Genomic DNA, 17,692 nt, shown 5'->3' on the forward strand with positions numbered 1-17,692 from the left:
TGGATGCCAACACCTAGCATGGAAGATTATATCGAACAAATATATATTTTAATTGAAGAAAAAGGATACGCTCGGGTTTCCGATATAGCCGAGGCGCTATCCGTACATCCCTCCTCAGTTACAAAAATGGTTCAAAAGCTTGATAAAGACGAATATTTAGTCTATGAAAAATATCGCGGACTAGTGTTAACTGCAAAAGGGAAGAAAATTGGCAAACGTCTTGTTTTCAGACATGATTTGCTGGAGCAATTCCTGAAAATTATCGGCGTTAAGGATGAAAATATTTATAATGATGTCGAAGGAATCGAGCATCACTTAAGCTGGGATTCGATTGACCGAATCGGCGATCTTGTTCAATTTTTTGAAGAAGATGAACAACGGATTGAAGCACTATTAGAAATTCAAAAACGAGCTGGAGAATGAGTAAATAGAAAGCACCTGGAATATTGTTTCCAGGTGCTTTTAGAATAGATTTGGAAAATAGTCAAAGCTTTGCTCATGTTCTGGCATTAGCGAAACATGTCCATTTGTATCCAAATAGGTTTGAACCCCGGCAATAACCCCGTTTTCTGCTTCGACTATCGCCTTTTGGTAGGAAATAACCCTTCCTTCCGAAGTCACAAAACTGATAATATCCCCAAAACGATTACGATGCAGTGCAACAATTGTTTCCAAGAGAATGCCTCCTTTGCCCTCTTATTCTTTCTAAATTCTTGAAAAATAAACAAGGAGACGAAAAAACCTGCCAAGCCGGCAGGTTCCTGTATTTCTTACTCCCATAAATAAGGAGTTTCCTGGTAAACATAATAATTAAGCCAGTTGGTAAAGAAAAGATGCCCATGAGACCGCCAACGATTAATCGGTGGCTGTGTCGGGTCATTATTAGGAAAATAGTTTACTGGTACATGAATCTCTAGCCCTTTATTGACATCGCGCTCATATTCCTGTGCTAATGTATCGGATTCATATTCCAAATGCCCGGTGATCATGACATGCTTCCGGTCACGGGAAGAAATTAGCAATGCTCCGGCATCCTCCGAAGCGGCAAGCAGCTTCAAGTGTGCGTGGTTTTTGATGGCTTCAATAGAAACGTCGGTATAGCGGGAATGCGGTGCATAAAATTGATCATCGAACCCCCGTAATAATATATCACTCTGCTCAAAAATCTGATGGGAATAGATCCCGGAGCATTTTTGGGATAGTTCAAATTTCCGTATCCCGTAGTGATGGAATAGGGCAGCCTGAGCCCCCCAGCAAATATGTAGCGTGGAGGTAATGTTTCCTACAGTCCAATCCATGATTTCCTTTAATTCAGCCCAATACTTTACCTGTTCAAATTCCAATAGCTCAACAGGGGCACCAGTAATAATCATGCCATCAAACTTTTGGTGTTTCACCTCGGAGAAGGTTGTGTAAAATTGTTCAAGATGTTGTTTGCTTGTGTGTGTCGACTCATATGAAATCGTTTTTAGAAATTTTACATTCACCTGTAGCGGCGAATTGCCAAGAAGCCTTAAAAGCTGCGTTTCCGCCTTTTCTTTTTCGGGCATCAAGTTTAAAATCAGGATATTTAATGGGCGGATATCCTGGCTGACGGCTCGTTCATCGTCCATAATAAAAATATTTTCCTGTTCCAGAATTTCTCGTGCAGGTAATTGTTTAGGAATGTTAATCGGCATTTGCCTTCTCCCCTTCCTTATGAATATTACTCTATATTACATTCGTACATTAACAGTGCATAAAATCTATGAGCTGTTTTTAAAAATTCAATATTTATATTATAAGCATTATTTGAAATTTAGAAAAGATAATATTTGTTCACAAAAATTTATCGGAATGTAAACGCTCTTCTGATAAAATAAATGTAGCATGAAGAAATACTACAGAATGTGGGGGATTTATGTGGTAATGGAAACGAATGTTAAGTCTGATATTGAAATTGCCCAAGCATCCAAAATGAAGCCTATTATCGAGATCGCAGCCAAGATTGGGTTAACAGAGGATGATCTCGAACTTTTTGGCAAGTTTAAGGCCAAGCTTTCTACAGAAGCACTTGGCAAGCTAAAGACTAAACAAAGCGGGAAAATAATTCTTGTAACGGCAATCAGCCCAACTCCGGCCGGAGAAGGCAAGTCAACTGTTACAGTGGGATTGGGGGATGCATTTAACCGCCTTGGCAAAAAGGCAATGATTGCAATGCGCGAGCCTTCCTTGGGACCGACAATGGGCATTAAAGGCGGAGCAACCGGCGGCGGTTACTCACAGGTATTGCCGATGGAAGATATAAATCTTCACTTTACAGGAGATCTGCATGCCATAACAACCGCTAACAACGCCTTGGCTGCATTGCTCGATAACCATCTCCAACAAGGGAATGCGCTGCAAATAGACGAGCGTCGGATTGTTTGGAAGCGGGCAGTTGATTTAAATGACCGTGCTCTTCGGAAAGTAGTGATTGGTCTTGGTGGCCCATTGCAGGGTGTACCGCGTGAAGATGGCTTCGATATTACGGTTGCATCGGAAATCATGGCTGTATTATGTTTGGCATCAGATATTAAAGATTTAAAACTGCGCTTATCCCGAATTGTCGTGGCTTATAATTATAACAAAGAGCCGGTAACCGTAGGGGATTTAGGGGTAGAAGGAGCATTAACCTTATTATTAAAGGATGCGGTTAAACCGAACCTTGTTCAAACGATCGAACACACGCCTGCTCTTATCCATGGCGGCCCGTTTGCCAACATTGCCCATGGCTGCAATAGCGTCATTGCGACGGTAGCTGCATCAAAATTAGCTGATTATGTCATTACCGAGGCAGGATTTGGTGCTGATTTGGGTGCTGAGAAATTCTTAAATATCAAATCAAGAAGTGCTGGAATCAAACCGGAAGCGGTTGTGGTAGTCGCGACAATCCGGGCCTTGAAAATGCATGGCGGAGTGCCAAAAAACGAGCTGGCAAAAGAGAATATCCAGGCATTAACGCTCGGATTTGCCAACCTGCAAAAGCATATCGAAACAATTAAAAGCTTTGGCCTTCCAGTTGTGGTGGCCATCAATAAATTTATAACCGACACAGACCTTGAGGTACAAACGTTATTGGATTGGTGCAATCGCGAAGGGGTTTCCGCCGCTTTAACCGAGGTTTGGGAAAAAGGCGGAGAAGGCGGCCTTAAACTTGCCGAAAAGCTGCTACTTGCAATGGAAAAAGAGGAAAACAATTTCCACCCATTATATAAATTGTCTGATTCAATCGAAACCAAAATTAGAACGATTGTCCAAAAGGTTTATGGCGGCCGGGATGTCGAGTTTTCTTCAAAAGCGAAAAAGCAATTGCTTGATTTTGAAAAGTTTGGCTGGTCAGATTTAGCCGTTTGTATGGCGAAAACACAATATTCATTTTCCGATGACCCTGCTAAGCTTGGCAGACCGCAGGACTTCACAATTACAGTGAGAGAATTTAAACCGTCAATCGGTGCGGGCTTTATTGTCGCATTGACTGGGGAAGTCATGACCATGCCTGGTCTGCCAAAAAAACCTGCAGCCTTAAATATGGATGTTGACGAAAACGGCAATGCCATCGGACTTTTCTAAAGGAGTCGACTGCGTTCATGTTTGATCCAACTGCTTTCGATAATATGAAAGTCGTTATCGAGGGTTCCTTCTATGACCGTGACAGTGCCGGTCAGATTGTGATAACAGACCGGAACGATATAATAAACCTTGCAAAAATGTCCCGCTTCTTTAATATTTTCTTGACACTGCCCGAAAAAAGTGGCCCGTCAGTCACCGCAAAGCTCGAACTGGAATCGGGGCTTGAAAATCTGGCGGCGGAGTTGCTAGCCAGCTCCCAGGCGGGGCGGCTTCCCGGCTGTTTTATCAGACTGCAATTCTTTTTGGAACATGGAGATGAAGTCAATGTTTACCAGGATATTGAAGCGATCTTCACTGAAATTTGGGGAGAGACAAGGAAAATCACCCAAGTTGTCGAATATAATCCATTAGCCAAGCCGAAACAAATCAGGAATGTTGTCACGGTCGAGTTCGACCGGCTGATTGGTGAGGAACAATTGGAGGATATCGTTGAAATGGTTGATTTTTTGGTAATCACATTACAGCGATCGCGGGAGTATATTTACGGCAGAGAATAGGGGGGAGCAGATGTCTGTTTACAAATTTAAGGCCAAGACAATTGAAGGTGAGGAAATTTCATTAAAACAATACGAGAGAACTGTACTACTCATCGTCAATACCGCCAGCAAGTGCGGCTTTACACCACAATATAAGGAATTGCAGGGACTGTTTGAAACCTATAAAGATCAAGGATTTAGTGTTTTAGGATTTCCATGCAATCAATTTATGGGCCAAGAACCCGGGAAAGAAGCCGATATTAAAACCTTTTGTGAATTAAATTATGGTGTAACATTTCCCATGTTTGCCAAGGTGGATGTAAATGGCGTCTATGCCCATCCGTTATTTGTTTATTTGAGAAAACAAACCCCCGGAGTTTTAGGGCTAAATACGGTTAAGTGGAATTTCACCAAATTTTTGGTTGACCGTGATGGAAAAGTGGTTAAGCGATACGCGCCTACTACAAAACCGAGCGATCTTGCAAAAGATATAGAAACATTGCTGCAAAAGAAGCCAGTTAAATAACTGGTTTCTTTTTTTTGGGCTTTTATAATATTTACAATTTCAAAAATTACAGTTACTATTAGTAGTAGGTACTAATAAAAATTACAAGGGGAGATGACCGGTGGTAAAGACCGCTTGGGTTACAGATAGCACAGCTTATTTGGACGAAGAGTTAAGACCCGGATTTATATAGTGTTCCGTTATCGGTTATTTTAGATGGGGAGGAATTCGCTGACGGGATTGACCTTACCCCCCAACAATTGTTTGGAAGATTAAAAGAATTGAAACAGGCTCCAAAGACTTCACAACCATCAGTTGGCGCCTTTCAATCATTATTTGAACAGCTATCTAAGGATTATGATCAAATTGTTGCCGTGCATCTTTCGGGAAAGTTAAGCGGAACCGTTTCATCTGCTGAGCAAGCTGCCAAGCTGGTTGAGATACCGGTTACAATTGTTGATTCGCACATCCTTACAATGCCAATGTCAGCGCTGTTGAAAAAGGGAATGGAGTTATTAGGTAACGGACGACCTTTGGATTCTGTTGTCAAAGAATTAGAAGCGCTTAAACTTACAAATGAGACTTATGTTCTTGTCGGAAGCCTTGAACAGTTGCATCGCGGCGGCAGAATGTCAGGGCTGCAATTTTTCCTTGGAAGCATGTTGAATGTAAAGCCGATCATTTCGTTTGATAACGGTGCCTTGTTTGCGAAGGAAAAAGTTAGAAGTGAGAAGAAGGCGAAAGATAAAATTCTCGATTACTTTAAGCGGGCTTACGATAAACATCGGTTTAAAGAGGTTTATTTATTGTACGGACTTCATGAAGAACATACAACCGAGTGGAAGCGGGAGTTGCAGGAAAATTACCCTGAGCTAAAGGTGTATTTTGCCCCTTTAGGTGCTGTAATTGGTGTCCATGCTGGTGAAAATACCCTTGGGATCAGCTGGTTTAACGATCTAAAATAAGCAGATTTCAATAACCTCGATATATTTCGGGGTTATTTTTCATTTCCTGTTCCTTTTCATGATAAAATAGCAAAGATGAAGGTAGGTGCTATAAAAGTGACTGAAATAATAATTAAACAAACTGCGCAATTTGTCCACAATGAACTAAGTGAGGATTCTACCGGACATGATTGGTTCCATGTGGACCGTGTCCGCAAGAATGCATTATATATATCCAAAAAGGAAAGAACCGGCAATCCGTTCATTATCGAGATGGCGGCGCTGCTTCACGATATCCCTGATGAAAAGCTAAATGACAGTTTGGAAAAAGGGGAGCAAAAACTCGATCTTTTTTTACATACCCTACAACTCACTGATGGTGACAAACACCATATAAAGGAAATCATCAATACGATTTCCTATAAAGGCGGAAAGGGTGCAGAACTTACTTCAATTGAGGCGAAAATCGTCCAGGACGCGGATCGGCTTGATGCGATTGGCGCGATTGGGATTGCCAGGGCTTTCGCCTATGGCGGTAAAAAGGGCCAGCAAATCTATAATCCAGCGATTCAAGTAAGAACAGACATGAATCTCGAAGAATATCGCAAAGGCAAATCTACCAGCATCCATCATTTTTATGAAAAATTGTTGAAATTGAAAGATTTGTTAAATACAGAGACCGCCAAGGTTATGGCCGAAGAGCGTCATCAAATGATGGAGACATTTTTAGCACAATTTTATCGGGAATGGAATGGTCAAGAGTCATGAAAATGTTGACAGTAGAAAATGTTTCAAAAACATACGGCGAAAAACAATTATTTCAACAGATTTCCTTTACAATTGCCGAAAAAGAGCGGGTGGGACTGATCGGTGTTAATGGTACTGGAAAATCATCCTTATTAAAGATTGTTGCTGGAATCGACCAGCCGGATGACGGGGCGGTTATTTCCGGAAAGGATTATACCATCTCCTACTTGCCGCAGCAGCCTGATTTCGCTTCTGATAAAACGGTATTGGAGCAAGTGTTTCACGGCGATGCCCCGATCTTAAAACTGATGAGGGAATATGAAAATACCTTATTAGAATTGAATGATGCTCCCAACGATACCAGAATCCAAGACAACCTTTTCCGCGTGCAAAAACAAATGGATGCTATCGATGGCTGGGATGCCAGCACCAACGCAAAGTCGATTCTTACCAAATTGGGGATTGAAGATTTTAGCCAAAAGGTTGGCCATATGTCCGGCGGGCAAAAGAAAAGGGTTGCCTTGGCCGAGGTTTTAATTGCCGAACCCGATTTGTTGATTTTAGATGAGCCGACCAACCATCTTGATTTTGATACGGTGAAGTGGCTGGAGGATTATTTGAGCAGATATCAAGGCTCGATTTTGCTTGTCACCCACGATCGTTACTTTTTGGACCGAGTTACAAACCGCATGTTTGAATTGGACGGCGGTAATCTTTACAGCTATAAAGGCAATTATGCTGCCTTCTTGGAATCAAAAGCAATTCGTGAAGAGAATGAAGCAGCCACTTATGAAAAACAAAAAAATCTGTTTAGAAGAGAGCTTGAATGGATTCGTCGCGGGGCTAAGGCCAGATCTACTAAGCAAAAGGCGAGGATTCAACGTTTTGATGAGTTGGATGACAAACTTTCGAGCGGTAAACCTTCGGGTGAAAAGCTCGATATCTCTTTAAACGGCAGCCGGCTCGGAAAGCAGGTGTTTGAGCTAAAGAACGGATCCAAACGTTACGGCTCGAAAACAATTCTTAACCAATTTGATTTGCTCGTAAAGCCTGGTGATCGAATTGGGATCATCGGCAAGAACGGAACCGGTAAATCCACGTTATTAAATATCCTTGCCAAGCGAATTGCTCTGGATGAAGGGGAGTTTATCATGGGGCAAACCGTGAAAATTGCCTACTATACCCAGGAAGGCGAGGATATGGACGAGAACAAGCGGATGATTGAATATATCAAGGAAACGGCGCAAATTGTCGAGACCTCTGATGGTAAAACGATATCTGCCGCACAAATGCTCGAGCGCTTCTTGTTTCCGTCCTATACCCACAGCACCCCGATCCGTAAACTATCAGGGGGAGAAAAACGCCGCTTGTATTTGTTAAAAATATTGATGACGGCACCAAATGTCCTGCTGCTCGACGAGCCAACCAATGATTTGGACACCCAGACCTTGACAGTGCTGGAAGACTATCTGGAAGAATTCCCTGGTGTTGTGATTACTGTTTCTCACGACCGCTATTTTCTCGATAAAGTGGCCGAACAGCTGCTGGTGCTCCAGGGAGAAGGGATTATTGATTCCTTCTATGGGAATTACAGCGAGTACTTAGAAAAAGAGGCTGCCCAGGAAGCACAAAAAACAACTGCCGCTTCAAAGCCTGTTGCAAAAGCTCCGGAAAAGGAAAAAAAGAAAAAAATGACCTTTAAGGAGACGAAAGAATGGGAAGAAATCGATGACATCATCGCCGAAACAGAAGCGGCAATTGAAGAAGTGTCGGCCGAAATGGCGACAGCCGGCAGTGATTTTACAAAATTACAAGAATTAATGAAAAAAGAGGCAGAGCTAAACGAAAAGCTAGAATATTTAATGGAGCGCTGGGAATACCTCGCAGAACTTGCCGAAAGTATGTAAAGCATCATACATGAATGAACCTTATCCATTATGTTAAACTTGTAAAAGAATATTATGAGAATAAGGTGAGTAAGATGAAAATTAAGTCCATCGAACCAACGCCAAGCCCAAACACAATGAAAATCAATCTTGATCAAGAGCTACCAATGGGCAAAAGCCATAATTATAAGAAGGAAACAGCATCAGGAGCACCCGCAGTGATCCAAGCCATACTGCAAGTTGAGGGCATTAAGGGCGTTTACCATGTTGCCGATTTTTTAGCCGTTGAACGCAACGCCAAGTTTGACTGGAAGGAACTGCTGCCACAGGTCCGTCAGGCATTCGGTGAGAAGGCACAAGGGACGGAACACACCGAAACGGCCATCAACGACCACTTTGGTGAGATAAAAGTGGAGGTCCAGATGTTCAAAGGGATTCCACTTCAAGTAAAATTAACCGATGGAACTGCTGAAAAAAGGTTCGGCATGCCCGACTACTTTTTAAAGGCTAGAGAAAAAGCACAGCTTCCAGAGGATAACTATATTTTGCTGCGGAAATGGGATAATAAAGGGGTTCGTTATGGCGAAATGGATCAAGTCGGGCCGGAGGTAGTTGAGGAATTGATTGCTGCCTATCCGATTGAGCGTCTTGACGAGCTGGTTCAAAAGGCGCAAACACCTGATTCCACAACCGAGTTAAAACAAAAACGCCCTCGAAAAAAGGTCGCGTTGGAAGATTTGCAATTTCCTGACTGGCAAATCCGTTATCAACTCCTCGAGCAAATGGATGACCCGGAAATGGACGATTTGCCTGTACTGGAAAAGGCCCTTTCTGATGGAAAGCCATCCATTCGCAGATTAGCCACTGTTTATTTGGGAATGATTGAGGATAAAGCCGTATTGCCGCTGTTATATAAAGCTCTTAAAGACAAGACGGTGACAGTCCGCAGAACCGCAGGAGATTGCTTGTCAGATCTAGGATTCCCTGAAGCCCAGGACGAGATGGCCAAGGCGTTGAAAGATCCAAGCAAATTGGTACGCTGGCGAGCAGCAATGTTTCTTTACGAAGTTGGCGACGAACGAATCCTTCCGTCCTTGAAGGCAGCAGAAAATGACCCCGAATTCGAGGTCAGCATGCAAATTAAAATGGCGATTGAACGAATCGAAGGCGGCGAAGAAGCAAAAGGCTCTGTCTGGAAACAAATGACAGAAGCAAGAAAATCAGAAAAAGAATAAAGAATGGAGTGTTGGAAAAAATGTCAAGTGCGTATGAAGAGTATATGAAACAAATTATTCAGCCGATGCGAGCTGAACTGACAAGTGCTGGCTTTGAAGAACTCACCACTGCAGAGGATGTAGAGAAATTTATGGAATCTACCGATGGAACTGCACTTGTAGTCGTCAATTCCGTTTGCGGCTGCGCGGCTGGTTTGGCCCGTCCCGCGGTGACACAGGCAGTCCAGAACAGCGGCAAGAAACCGGACCATTTGGTAACTGTATTTGCCGGACAGGATAAGGAAGCGACTGCTAAAATGCGCGAATACTTTGAAGGAATTGAGCCATCATCCCCATCGATGGCCCTCGTGAAAGATAAAAAGGTGGTTCACTTTATTCCGCGCCACGATATCGAAGGCATGCCGATGGAAACCGTCATGCAAAACGTGCTTGGTGCAATCGAAAAATATTGCTGACAGAAAGGACGATGATCAGTCGTCCTTTTTTGGCAAATAGGAATGGATTGATACGATGTTTGTGACAACCGGAGGACGCACCAATCAATACATGATTGATAAAGCAAAAGGAATAGCAGCTGCCTTTGATGTCATGTATGTTCCTAGAAGGAAAAAATCAATTCATTCGCTTCAGCAAGATTGTGACAGCGATTGTTTAGTGGTTGGAAAAGAGCGGCTGGAATTATATAAAAAAGGTGAGACAGAACCATTTTTCTTTCATCCCAACTCCGCCATGTTCCGCATAAAGCGGCTGTTGCGAGGGGAACATGACCCTTTTGCACAAGCAGCGCAGCTGTCAAAAGGGAAAAAAATCCTCGACTGTACCCTTGGATTGGCCGGCGATGCCATTGTAGCTAGCTTTTTAACCGGGAAGAGTGGACAAGTTACAGGAATTGAAGGGCAAAAATATGTGGCTTATATTGTCCAAGAAGGCCTGTGTACATGGGACCCTGGTCTTTTCGAAATGAAGGAGGCAATGGAGCGGATTGAGGTGGTTCATGCCCCGGCATTACAATTTCTAAAAAGTCTGCCTGATGCCTCGTACGATTGCGTATACTTTGACCCGATGTTTGATGAAAATATTCGAGAATCTTTAGGAATCAGGGGCTTAACGCAATTTGCCCTTTATGATGAATTTGACGATGCTATGATTACGGAGGCCTTAAGGGTCACAAAATCACGGGTTGTCTTAAAGGACCATTATAAAAGCGACCGTTTCGAAAAATTCGGGTTTAAGGTATCAGTCAGAAAAAATGCCAAATTCCATTTTGGTTTTATCGAAAAATAGCTGGAATATTTTCCAATTTTACAAAAAAAGAAGTATAATAATTTTGTATAGGCGTTAAAATATTAAGTCGGTCGAAGTGAGGTGAGCTGTGAGTGAGAAGTTGGGCGCGTAAGTCACTGTTTGTTTTAATTTCAGTTTTAACGTTTGGACTGGTAACTCCTACCCAGCTCCTAAATGCTGTTAATGCCGAAGGGCCGGCTGAACGTGATGTCCTTGAAGTTCCATCCTCTAAGAGCGGCTTCACGCAGGTCCATGAATACCGAGAAGAATCAGAGTTTGATAGAGAAGAGTTTGTCAGGGAAATGATTACTTCCGCAAAACTCCAATCCTATCAAAAGTTTGGCAGTAAAATAAAGCCGGTGATTGAAAACGAATTTAGGGATGTAATCTTGCCAAAAATAGAAATGGCGATAGCAGAAACAGCAGCCCTTTTCCCGGAGAATGACCTGAAAAATTTGGCCATAACAGAATTTCCCGGCGCTGGCGTTTCCGAGAAAATTTTTCATATAAAAAACCGTTTAACTGGGAAAGATATTTTACGATTCCATGTAAGACGCGACAATCCACCGCAAGCAGGATACTGGTTTAATTTCCATTATCATACTTATCATGATGAGTTTCAAGCCCACCATGATCTCGGGTCAATTTATTGGGATAAAAATACTCCGCCGAACTGGATGAGTTGATGCCAATAATCACCAAAATAAAAAAATATTTTTTATTTGTGAAACCTTTTTATGAAAAACTCGTAAATAGACTATTACCAAATTAGGAGGAATGAACATGGCAATTAGTTTATCAAAAGGACAAAAAGTTGATTTAACAAAAACAAATCCAGGATTGACAAAGGTAGTTGTCGGTCTTGGTTGGGACACAAATAAATATGATGGCGGTCATGACTTTGACCTAGATGCTTCCGTGTTCTTATTAGGCGAAAATGGAAAAGTTACAAGTGAAACAGATTTTGTTTTCTACAACAATCCACAGGGTGGAAATGGCTCGGTCGTACATACTGGAGACAACCGTACTGGTGCCGGTGATGGAGATGACGAACAAGTAAATATTGACTTGTCAGCCGTTCCTGCCAATATCCAGCGCATCGCATTTACGATTACGATTCATGATGCGGCCAGCAGAAATCAGAATTTCGGACAGGTGTCTAATGCCTATGCTCGTATTTTCAATGATGCATCCGGGGAAGAACTGATTCGATATGATTTAGGGGAAGATTTCTCCATTGAGACAGCAATCGTTGTCGGAGAATTGTATCGTCATAACGGCGAATGGAAATTCAGTGCCATCGGCAGCGGCTACCAAGGTGGTTTGGCGGCACTCGCTACAGACTTCGGTTTGCAGGTTGGATAATATTAGATAATTCAAGAGACCCAGCGCTCGCTGGGTCTTTTTACAAAAATTCGAGATACATCCAGGAGGAATTTTTTTAATGTCCGTTTTACAGGGAATTATTGATACGTATGCACAATTTTTTAATTGGGAAATGTGGGGTGAGGTATTAACAGACCCGGTTTCTTGGGGACTTATTGGTACGCTTGTTATTCTAGAAGGGTTGCTTTCAGCTGACAACGCCTTGGTTCTTGCGGTTATGGTTAAACACTTGCCGGAAAAGCAGCGGAAAAAGGCATTGTTTTATGGATTGTTAGGTGCGTATATATTCCGGTTTATCGCGATTGGGGTCGGTGTTTTCCTCATTAAACTTTGGTGGGTCAAGTTAATAGGAGCAGGATATCTTGCTTGGCTGTCCATTAAGTACTTTATCGATAAACGTAAAGCCTCTCAAGCGGAAGATGAGGAAGAACATGGAATCAATAAAGGCGGACTGCTTATCAGGTTATTTGGCACTTTCTGGGGAACGGTTGCAGCGGTTGAGTTAATGGATATTGCTTTTTCCGTTGACAGCGTCCTTGCTGCCTTTGGTGTAAGTGAACAGGTTTGGGTGCTGTTATTAGGGGGAATGCTCGGTGTCTTAATGATGCGGGGAATTGCAGGGGTGTTTTTGAAGCTAATTGACCGTGTACCTGAGCTTGAAACAACAGCCTATATTTTAATTCTCTTAATTGCTGTGAAAATGCTTCTAGCTCTCCCAGCGATCGATATTCATGTAGCACATACTACCTTCTTTATCATCTTATTAATTACCTTTGCAGCAACCTTTGTCGTTCACTTTATGAACAAAAAGAAGGAAGCAGGCAATGGACAACAATCATAATGTTGCTTAATGGGGGCTGACGCGAGTTGTCTCCCTTATTTTTTAGCTAATAAGAAATTATAAAATTTTTATAATTTCTTAACGCATAAATTCAACTACGCCTCTGTCTGCGTCCTAACGGACTTGCCAGTCGGCGAGTTTTCATTTACCTAACTGAGGGGTTCGAAAATGAGGTTTTTTACATATTTTCATGAAGATGAGATTGAGCAGTTTTTCTATCAAAAGCCGCAAGAGTTCACGAAATATACCGAGCGGGAGCTTTTGGCTTTCGGTTTGGGCGCAACCCTCTATATGCCGGCAACCCGCCCGAATATCCATCAAGAAATTCTATCTAAGAAGCATGCCGGGTTAACCTCACTTGTTATCGACCTTGAGGACGCAGTGGGTGACCATCAGGTGCCGAAGGCGGAAGGCTTGCTGGTTGATGAGTTATTAAAATTGTTTGCCGAGTATCATATGGGGTTTATCACAACGGCCGATTTGCCTCTAATGTTTATTAGAATTCGCAGCCTTGATCAGTTTGCGAGATTGATAGACCGGTTGGGAGAAGCATCCAGACTCCTCACTGGAGTCGTGATTCCCAAGTTTTCAGCTGAAAGCGGAACGGAGTTTCTAAAACAGGTCCAGCAAATACATACCAAACAGCATCCTTTCTATGCAATGCCGATACTTGAATCTTCCAAAATCATCCATAAGGAATCTAGAATGGAAGAATTGTTGGGAATCAAACAAATAGCCGACTGCTATAGGGATCATATCCTTAATATTCGCATGGGGGCAACTGATTTTTGCGGCTTGTATGGAATCCGCCGCAGTGCCGATACAACAGTTTACGATATTGCTGTTTTAAGAGACTGTATTTCTGATATTATCAATGTTTTTGGGCGTCATGAAAGCCCCTATGTCGTATCGGGGCCGGTCTGGGAGTATTTTTCCGCCAAGGACAGAATGTTGAAGCCGCAGCTGAGGCAGACTCCGTTTCGGGAACGTTATGGGGACGAAGGCATTAAATGGCGGAGAAAACTGATTGATGATCACCTCGATGGGTTAATCAGGGAAACAATGCTGGATATTACCAATGGCATCACGGGAAAAACCATTATTCACCCTTCGCATATAAAGGTGGTTCAGGCCTTGAACGTTGTTTCCTACGAGGAATACATTGATGCCATTAATATCGTAAACGCGGCAACTGGGAATATCGGGGTCGTCAAAAGCGATTTTGCCAATAAAATGAATGAAATAAAGCCCCATTATTATTGGGCACAAAAAACGATTTTTAAATCAAAGCTTTTCGGGGTGTTACATGAAGAATTCACAAACATTGACCTTATTAAAAAAGAAGTCTACGTTTCGTATTCTTGACGCGATTGAGGCGGAGATTGAAGTTTTGGAAAATCCGTACGGGTTGCCAATGGAAGAGTTATTTACAATGGCAGCGAGAATAAATAAAAAGCGCTCATTTTTGTTCGTCAGCAAAGTGCTTGGAAAACATCTGCCGATTCACCCTAATAAAGGGCTGCTGACTGCAGCTTTGTTAGCCGCACGATATTTTGAGTCGGTAAAGGGGGGAGAAGTGACAGAAAGGGAAAGGCTGATCCGTTCCTTTTTGCAGGACGAGCCAGATCAGGTTGGCCCGATTATTCCTGGGGTAATCAATCCGGTCGTGATAGGCTTTGCCGAAACGGCAACGGCACTTGGCCACGCTTTTTTCGATTGCTTTCATCAGGCGGACTTTTTCCATACCACTCGGGAGGAAATCCATTCCCATGCACCTGAGGTTACCTTTGAGGAAGAGCATTCACATGCCACCTCCCATCGATGTTATATACCATTAGAAATGATTCAAAATGATCGGGAGATTATTTTAGTGGATGATGAAATGACAACTGGGAAAACGGCGCTTAATATCATCCAATCGATTCATGCAAGCTTTCCTAGGACGGACTACACGGTCGTTTCCATTCTGGATTGGCGTTCCGAAGCCAATCGCCAAGAATTTTCACGGCTTGAAGAAGAACTTGGGATCACGATACATACTGTCAGTTTATTAGCGGGAAATGTTCACATCAAGCAGCTAAAAGAAATCAAGGACCATTCCGAGACAGATGATACCAATGAACAAGGGGAGCTAAAGCTCGGAGCCATTTCCCTATCACCCTTATTTCACACAACGTCTTTTATTTCGGAAAATCCATTGAATCAAGTGCCTTTTATAAAAGAAACCGGAAGATTTGGATTGAACAGCAGCGAAAATAAGATGCTCCATCAACAGGTATGGGAAGCAGCCAATATATTAAAATCAAGAAGGACCGGAGGTAGAACCCTTTGTCTTGGGACCGGGGAGTTTATGTATCTGCCAATGAAAATTGCCTCTGCCATGGGGAGTGGGGTTTTCTATCAATCAACGACGAGAAGTCCAATTTATATTGAAAATCGAGAAGGCTATGGAGCGCGCTACGGGATTAGCTTCCCTAATCCGGAAGACTTGCAAATATCCCATAATGTTTATAATATCCCGCCAGGCGGCTATGATGAGATATTTTTGTTTTTTGAGAGAGAACCAGAGGCTGCCACTCTAGAGCCATTGTTAAATGAATTGAAAAAATTACAATTTAATTCGGTAAAGCTTGTCTTTTTTTCGAATTGAGAGGTGAGAACACATGCGGCAAACTAGGAACAAACCTGCAAAAATCGGAACCTATCAAGAACAGGATGTACTATTTCTACTAAAGGATTTAAGCGAGGTCAATCTGGAGGATTCCGCCGCCAATCGGGAGCTCCAAATGCAATCCGGGGGCCATTACAGCGAGACGCTGCCCATTGAATATCAGCCTCCTGCAGAATACATTGATTTGTTTTGGAAAACCTTACATCAATATAAACAAAAAGTGGCGGCATCGATCGGAATTGTCGCTGAGCAAATTTATCATATAAAAGGGAAAGACACGGTTCTTGTGTCACTTGCCCGAGCTGGTACGCCGGTGGGCATTCTGATTAAGCGGTATTTAACGATGAAATATGGGGTTTCCCTGCCACATTATAGTATTTCCATTATTCGTGACAGGGGAATTGACGAAAATGCCATTCATTATATTAAAAGTGAGCACCCGGACGGAAACATCCAGTTTATTGACGGCTGGACAGGAAAAGGGGCCATTTCGCTGGAGTTAACCAAGGCATGTCGGGATTATCAAAGAAAATATGGGGCAAAACTAGATGATACTCTGGCAGTCATCGCCGACCCGGGCCACTGCACAACCCTGTTTGGAACGAGAGAGGACTTTTTGATACCTAGTGCCTGCTTAAATTCAACTGTTTCGGGCCTTGTAAGCCGAACTGTTTTAAATAAGGCTTATATAAATAGTGATGATTTCCACGGCGCCAAGTTTTACCGGCATCTGATTGATGAAGATGTCTCGAATGATTTTATCGAAATCATTGCGAATGAATTTACCGACATTTTCGAAAAGGCAAAAGAGATGGCCCTGCAAAAAAAATACGAGCAGCTGACAGCTGGATTTACCGGAATGGAAGATGTGAAGCGAATTCAAGCCCGATTTGCAATTGATCATTCGAATTTCGTTAAACCAGGTGTAGGCGAAACAACCCGGGTATTGCTAAGAAGAGTTCCTTGGAAAATTTTAATGCGAGACTCGTCAAGTCCATATGTCCAGCACATTCTTATGCTTGCAAAAGAAAAAGGGGTAGAGGTGGTCGATTATCCGGACCTTACCTATCTTTGCTGCGGCATTATTAAATCAGTCAAGGGGAATCAGTCATGATATTTGCATCTGACCTTGACAGGACGATCGTCTATTCAGAACGGGCAATCCTCGAGTTAGGCGAAAATGAGACTAAAAGACTTAAACCAGTGGAACAAAAAGATGGCCGCTGGGTGTCGTATATGCCAGAGGATGCTTACACTGCATTGCGAGAGGTAGCTCAAAGCGGTTTATTTATTCCTGTTACCACGAGGATCACTGAGCAGTTCAACCGGTTTGTTATTTTTGAAGATAGGGAATGTTTCCCCTACGCGATTACTGCTAATGGTGCCGTGATTTTATACAAAGGGGAACAACTGATTGATTGGACGGAGCTGATTGCCGAAAAAATGAACCGGGAATCAGTCTCACAAGAAGAATTACTGTCGATTCTGGAAAGGAATGAAATCCAGATAACCGGCCAATTAAAGCAGGCCGGTGGGTATTTTTTCTATTATATTTTGGAATCTCTGCCACTTGTTAATGACAGGACTTACCTTCAGGAATTAGTATTCCGTTCAGGCTGGAGAATGTCCCTGCAAGGCAGGAAGTTGTACTTTATCCCGAAAGCGGTCAGCAAGGGCACGGCACTTGAGTTTATTAGCAATCGCGAAGGCATGAAAATGATTGCTGGAGCGGGGGATTCTATTCTCGATTGGGACTTTTTGCAGCACTGCCAACATCGATTTGTCCCCAACCATGGCGAGCTTGCCAACCTATTGGAAGGTAAGGACTTTATTCTCACGAAAAGCAGCGGAGCAGCAGCCAGTGAAGAAATTCTAAAGCAATTTCTTAATCTTGTATGTCTAAAAAGCTAATCCTTTCCGAAGAACCGACTGACCAAAAAATAATAAATGCATGAAAATAAGCTGAAACAGGCTGTGAGGAAAAGACAAGACATGGCCAGTGATTTTAGGACAGGGGAAAGAAACAGGGTAAAAATCAAACTGAATACAAATAAATCAAGATAAAT

General features: G+C 42.7%; 19 protein-coding genes. 17 read left to right on the plus strand and 2 right to left on the minus strand.

Annotated features, from left to right (window positions below; translation table 11 throughout):
* Window positions 1-3: 3 nt before the first annotated feature.
* Window positions 4-423, plus strand: coding sequence for a transcriptional regulator MntR (gene mntR, locus AR334_RS15780; protein ID WP_066313103.1), 420 nt, complete (start codon window positions 4-6; stop codon window positions 421-423).
* Between the two features lie 39 nt (window positions 424-462).
* Here the strand turns inward: mntR and AR334_RS15785 are convergent, their stop codons facing one another.
* The gene (locus AR334_RS15785) at window positions 463-675 is read right to left on the minus strand and encodes a DUF3892 domain-containing protein (protein ID WP_066313110.1); all 213 of its coding nucleotides are present in this window, start codon (window positions 673-675) and stop codon (window positions 463-465) included.
* A 95-nt stretch (window positions 676-770) separates the two neighbouring features.
* Window positions 771-1,679 carry a homoserine O-succinyltransferase gene (gene metA / locus AR334_RS15790; protein WP_066313115.1) on the minus strand — a complete coding sequence of 303 codons (909 nt, stop codon included), beginning with the start codon at window positions 1,677-1,679 and terminating at the stop codon, window positions 771-773.
* Window positions 1,680-1,902: 223 nt separating this feature from the next.
* Here metA and AR334_RS15795 point away from each other — a divergent pair, with 223 nt between their 5' ends.
* From AR334_RS15795 to AR334_RS15870, 16 genes are all read left to right on the plus strand, one after another.
* Window positions 1,903-3,591 (plus strand): formate--tetrahydrofolate ligase, encoded by a 1,689-nt coding sequence (locus tag AR334_RS15795; RefSeq protein ID WP_066313122.1) that lies wholly within the window; start codon window positions 1,903-1,905, stop codon window positions 3,589-3,591.
* A gap of 17 nt (window positions 3,592-3,608) precedes the next feature.
* Window positions 3,609-4,148, plus strand: a complete 540-nt coding sequence (locus tag AR334_RS15800; protein WP_066313124.1) for a hypothetical protein — start codon at window positions 3,609-3,611, stop codon at window positions 4,146-4,148.
* Between the two features lie 10 nt (window positions 4,149-4,158).
* A complete protein-coding gene (locus AR334_RS15805) occupies window positions 4,159-4,653 on the plus strand; it encodes a glutathione peroxidase (RefSeq protein WP_066313125.1) in 495 nt (164 codons plus the stop codon).
* 218 nt (window positions 4,654-4,871) lie between these two features.
* Complete coding sequence (locus AR334_RS15810) at window positions 4,872-5,597, plus strand: DegV family protein (RefSeq protein ID WP_367576363.1); 726 nt, start codon at window positions 4,872-4,874, stop codon at window positions 5,595-5,597.
* A 75-nt stretch (window positions 5,598-5,672) separates the two neighbouring features.
* Window positions 5,673-6,344: an HD domain-containing protein gene (locus AR334_RS15815; protein WP_172799224.1), complete on the plus strand. Its 672-nt coding sequence runs from the start codon at window positions 5,673-5,675 to the stop codon at window positions 6,342-6,344.
* 2 nt (window positions 6,345-6,346) lie between these two features.
* Window positions 6,347-8,230, plus strand: coding sequence for an ABC-F family ATP-binding cassette domain-containing protein (locus tag AR334_RS15820; protein ID WP_301337166.1), 1,884 nt, complete (start codon window positions 6,347-6,349; stop codon window positions 8,228-8,230).
* 74 nt (window positions 8,231-8,304) lie between these two features.
* Window positions 8,305-9,444: a conserved virulence factor C family protein gene (locus AR334_RS15825; protein WP_066313130.1), complete on the plus strand. Its 1,140-nt coding sequence runs from the start codon at window positions 8,305-8,307 to the stop codon at window positions 9,442-9,444.
* 20 nt (window positions 9,445-9,464) lie between these two features.
* Window positions 9,465-9,899, plus strand: coding sequence for a BrxA/BrxB family bacilliredoxin (locus AR334_RS15830; RefSeq protein WP_066313134.1), 435 nt, complete (start codon window positions 9,465-9,467; stop codon window positions 9,897-9,899).
* A gap of 55 nt (window positions 9,900-9,954) precedes the next feature.
* The gene (locus tag AR334_RS15835; protein WP_066313140.1) at window positions 9,955-10,728 is read left to right on the plus strand and encodes a class I SAM-dependent methyltransferase; all 774 of its coding nucleotides are present in this window, start codon (window positions 9,955-9,957) and stop codon (window positions 10,726-10,728) included.
* 92 nt (window positions 10,729-10,820) lie between these two features.
* Window positions 10,821-11,414, plus strand: coding sequence for a YpjP family protein (locus AR334_RS15840; RefSeq protein ID WP_066313145.1), 594 nt, complete (start codon window positions 10,821-10,823; stop codon window positions 11,412-11,414).
* Window positions 11,415-11,511: 97 nt separating this feature from the next.
* Complete coding sequence (locus tag AR334_RS15845) at window positions 11,512-12,093, plus strand: TerD family protein (protein WP_066313147.1); 582 nt, start codon at window positions 11,512-11,514, stop codon at window positions 12,091-12,093.
* 79 nt (window positions 12,094-12,172) lie between these two features.
* On the plus strand, window positions 12,173-12,955 hold the full coding sequence (locus AR334_RS15850) for a TerC family protein (RefSeq protein ID WP_066313148.1): 783 nt from the start codon (window positions 12,173-12,175) through the stop codon (window positions 12,953-12,955).
* Window positions 12,956-13,123: 168 nt separating this feature from the next.
* Window positions 13,124-14,320, plus strand: a complete 1,197-nt coding sequence (locus AR334_RS15855; protein ID WP_066313150.1) for an HpcH/HpaI aldolase/citrate lyase family protein — start codon at window positions 13,124-13,126, stop codon at window positions 14,318-14,320.
* Window positions 14,262-15,605, plus strand: coding sequence for a phosphoribosyltransferase family protein (locus AR334_RS15860; protein WP_172799225.1), 1,344 nt, complete (start codon window positions 14,262-14,264; stop codon window positions 15,603-15,605). The genes AR334_RS15855 and AR334_RS15860 overlap by 59 nt, the downstream gene beginning before the upstream one ends.
* Window positions 15,606-15,618: 13 nt before the next feature.
* Window positions 15,619-16,740, plus strand: coding sequence for a cysteine protease StiP family protein (locus tag AR334_RS15865; protein ID WP_066313152.1), 1,122 nt, complete (start codon window positions 15,619-15,621; stop codon window positions 16,738-16,740).
* Entirely contained in the window at window positions 16,737-17,537 is an 801-nt protein-coding gene (locus tag AR334_RS15870) for an HAD family hydrolase (RefSeq protein WP_066313159.1), read from the plus strand. Before AR334_RS15865 ends, AR334_RS15870 begins: the two co-directional genes overlap by 4 nt.
* Window positions 17,538-17,692: the final 155 nt, after the last annotated feature.

Origin of the sequence: Bacillus sp. FJAT-29814, from assembly GCF_001510715.1 — a bacterium.
Classification (GTDB): Bacteria; Bacillota; Bacilli; order Bacillales; family Cytobacillaceae; genus Neobacillus.

What these genes read in the sequence shown, in the direction of transcription:
- mntR (WP_066313103.1), top strand. Translation starts at nt 4, where the DNA reads ATGCCAACACCTAGCATGGAAGATTATATCGAACAAATATATATTTTA.
- metA (WP_066313115.1), bottom strand. Translation starts at nt 1,679, where the DNA reads ATGCCGATTAACATTCCTAAACAATTACCTGCACGAGAAATTCTGGAA.
- AR334_RS15800 (WP_066313124.1), top strand. Translation starts at nt 3,609, where the DNA reads ATGTTTGATCCAACTGCTTTCGATAATATGAAAGTCGTTATCGAGGGT.
- AR334_RS15805 (WP_066313125.1), top strand. Translation starts at nt 4,159, where the DNA reads ATGTCTGTTTACAAATTTAAGGCCAAGACAATTGAAGGTGAGGAAATT.
- AR334_RS15815 (WP_172799224.1), top strand. Translation starts at nt 5,673, where the DNA reads ATGAAGGTAGGTGCTATAAAAGTGACTGAAATAATAATTAAACAAACT.
- AR334_RS15820 (WP_301337166.1), top strand. Translation starts at nt 6,347, where the DNA reads ATGTTGACAGTAGAAAATGTTTCAAAAACATACGGCGAAAAACAATTA.
- AR334_RS15825 (WP_066313130.1), top strand. Translation starts at nt 8,305, where the DNA reads ATGAAAATTAAGTCCATCGAACCAACGCCAAGCCCAAACACAATGAAA.
- AR334_RS15830 (WP_066313134.1), top strand. Translation starts at nt 9,465, where the DNA reads ATGTCAAGTGCGTATGAAGAGTATATGAAACAAATTATTCAGCCGATG.
- AR334_RS15835 (WP_066313140.1), top strand. Translation starts at nt 9,955, where the DNA reads ATGTTTGTGACAACCGGAGGACGCACCAATCAATACATGATTGATAAA.
- AR334_RS15845 (WP_066313147.1), top strand. Translation starts at nt 11,512, where the DNA reads ATGGCAATTAGTTTATCAAAAGGACAAAAAGTTGATTTAACAAAAACA.
- AR334_RS15850 (WP_066313148.1), top strand. Translation starts at nt 12,173, where the DNA reads ATGTCCGTTTTACAGGGAATTATTGATACGTATGCACAATTTTTTAAT.
- AR334_RS15855 (WP_066313150.1), top strand. Translation starts at nt 13,124, where the DNA reads ATGAGGTTTTTTACATATTTTCATGAAGATGAGATTGAGCAGTTTTTC.
- AR334_RS15860 (WP_172799225.1), top strand. Translation starts at nt 14,262, where the DNA reads ATGAAGAATTCACAAACATTGACCTTATTAAAAAAGAAGTCTACGTTT.
- AR334_RS15865 (WP_066313152.1), top strand. Translation starts at nt 15,619, where the DNA reads ATGCGGCAAACTAGGAACAAACCTGCAAAAATCGGAACCTATCAAGAA.
- AR334_RS15870 (WP_066313159.1), top strand. Translation starts at nt 16,737, where the DNA reads ATGATATTTGCATCTGACCTTGACAGGACGATCGTCTATTCAGAACGG.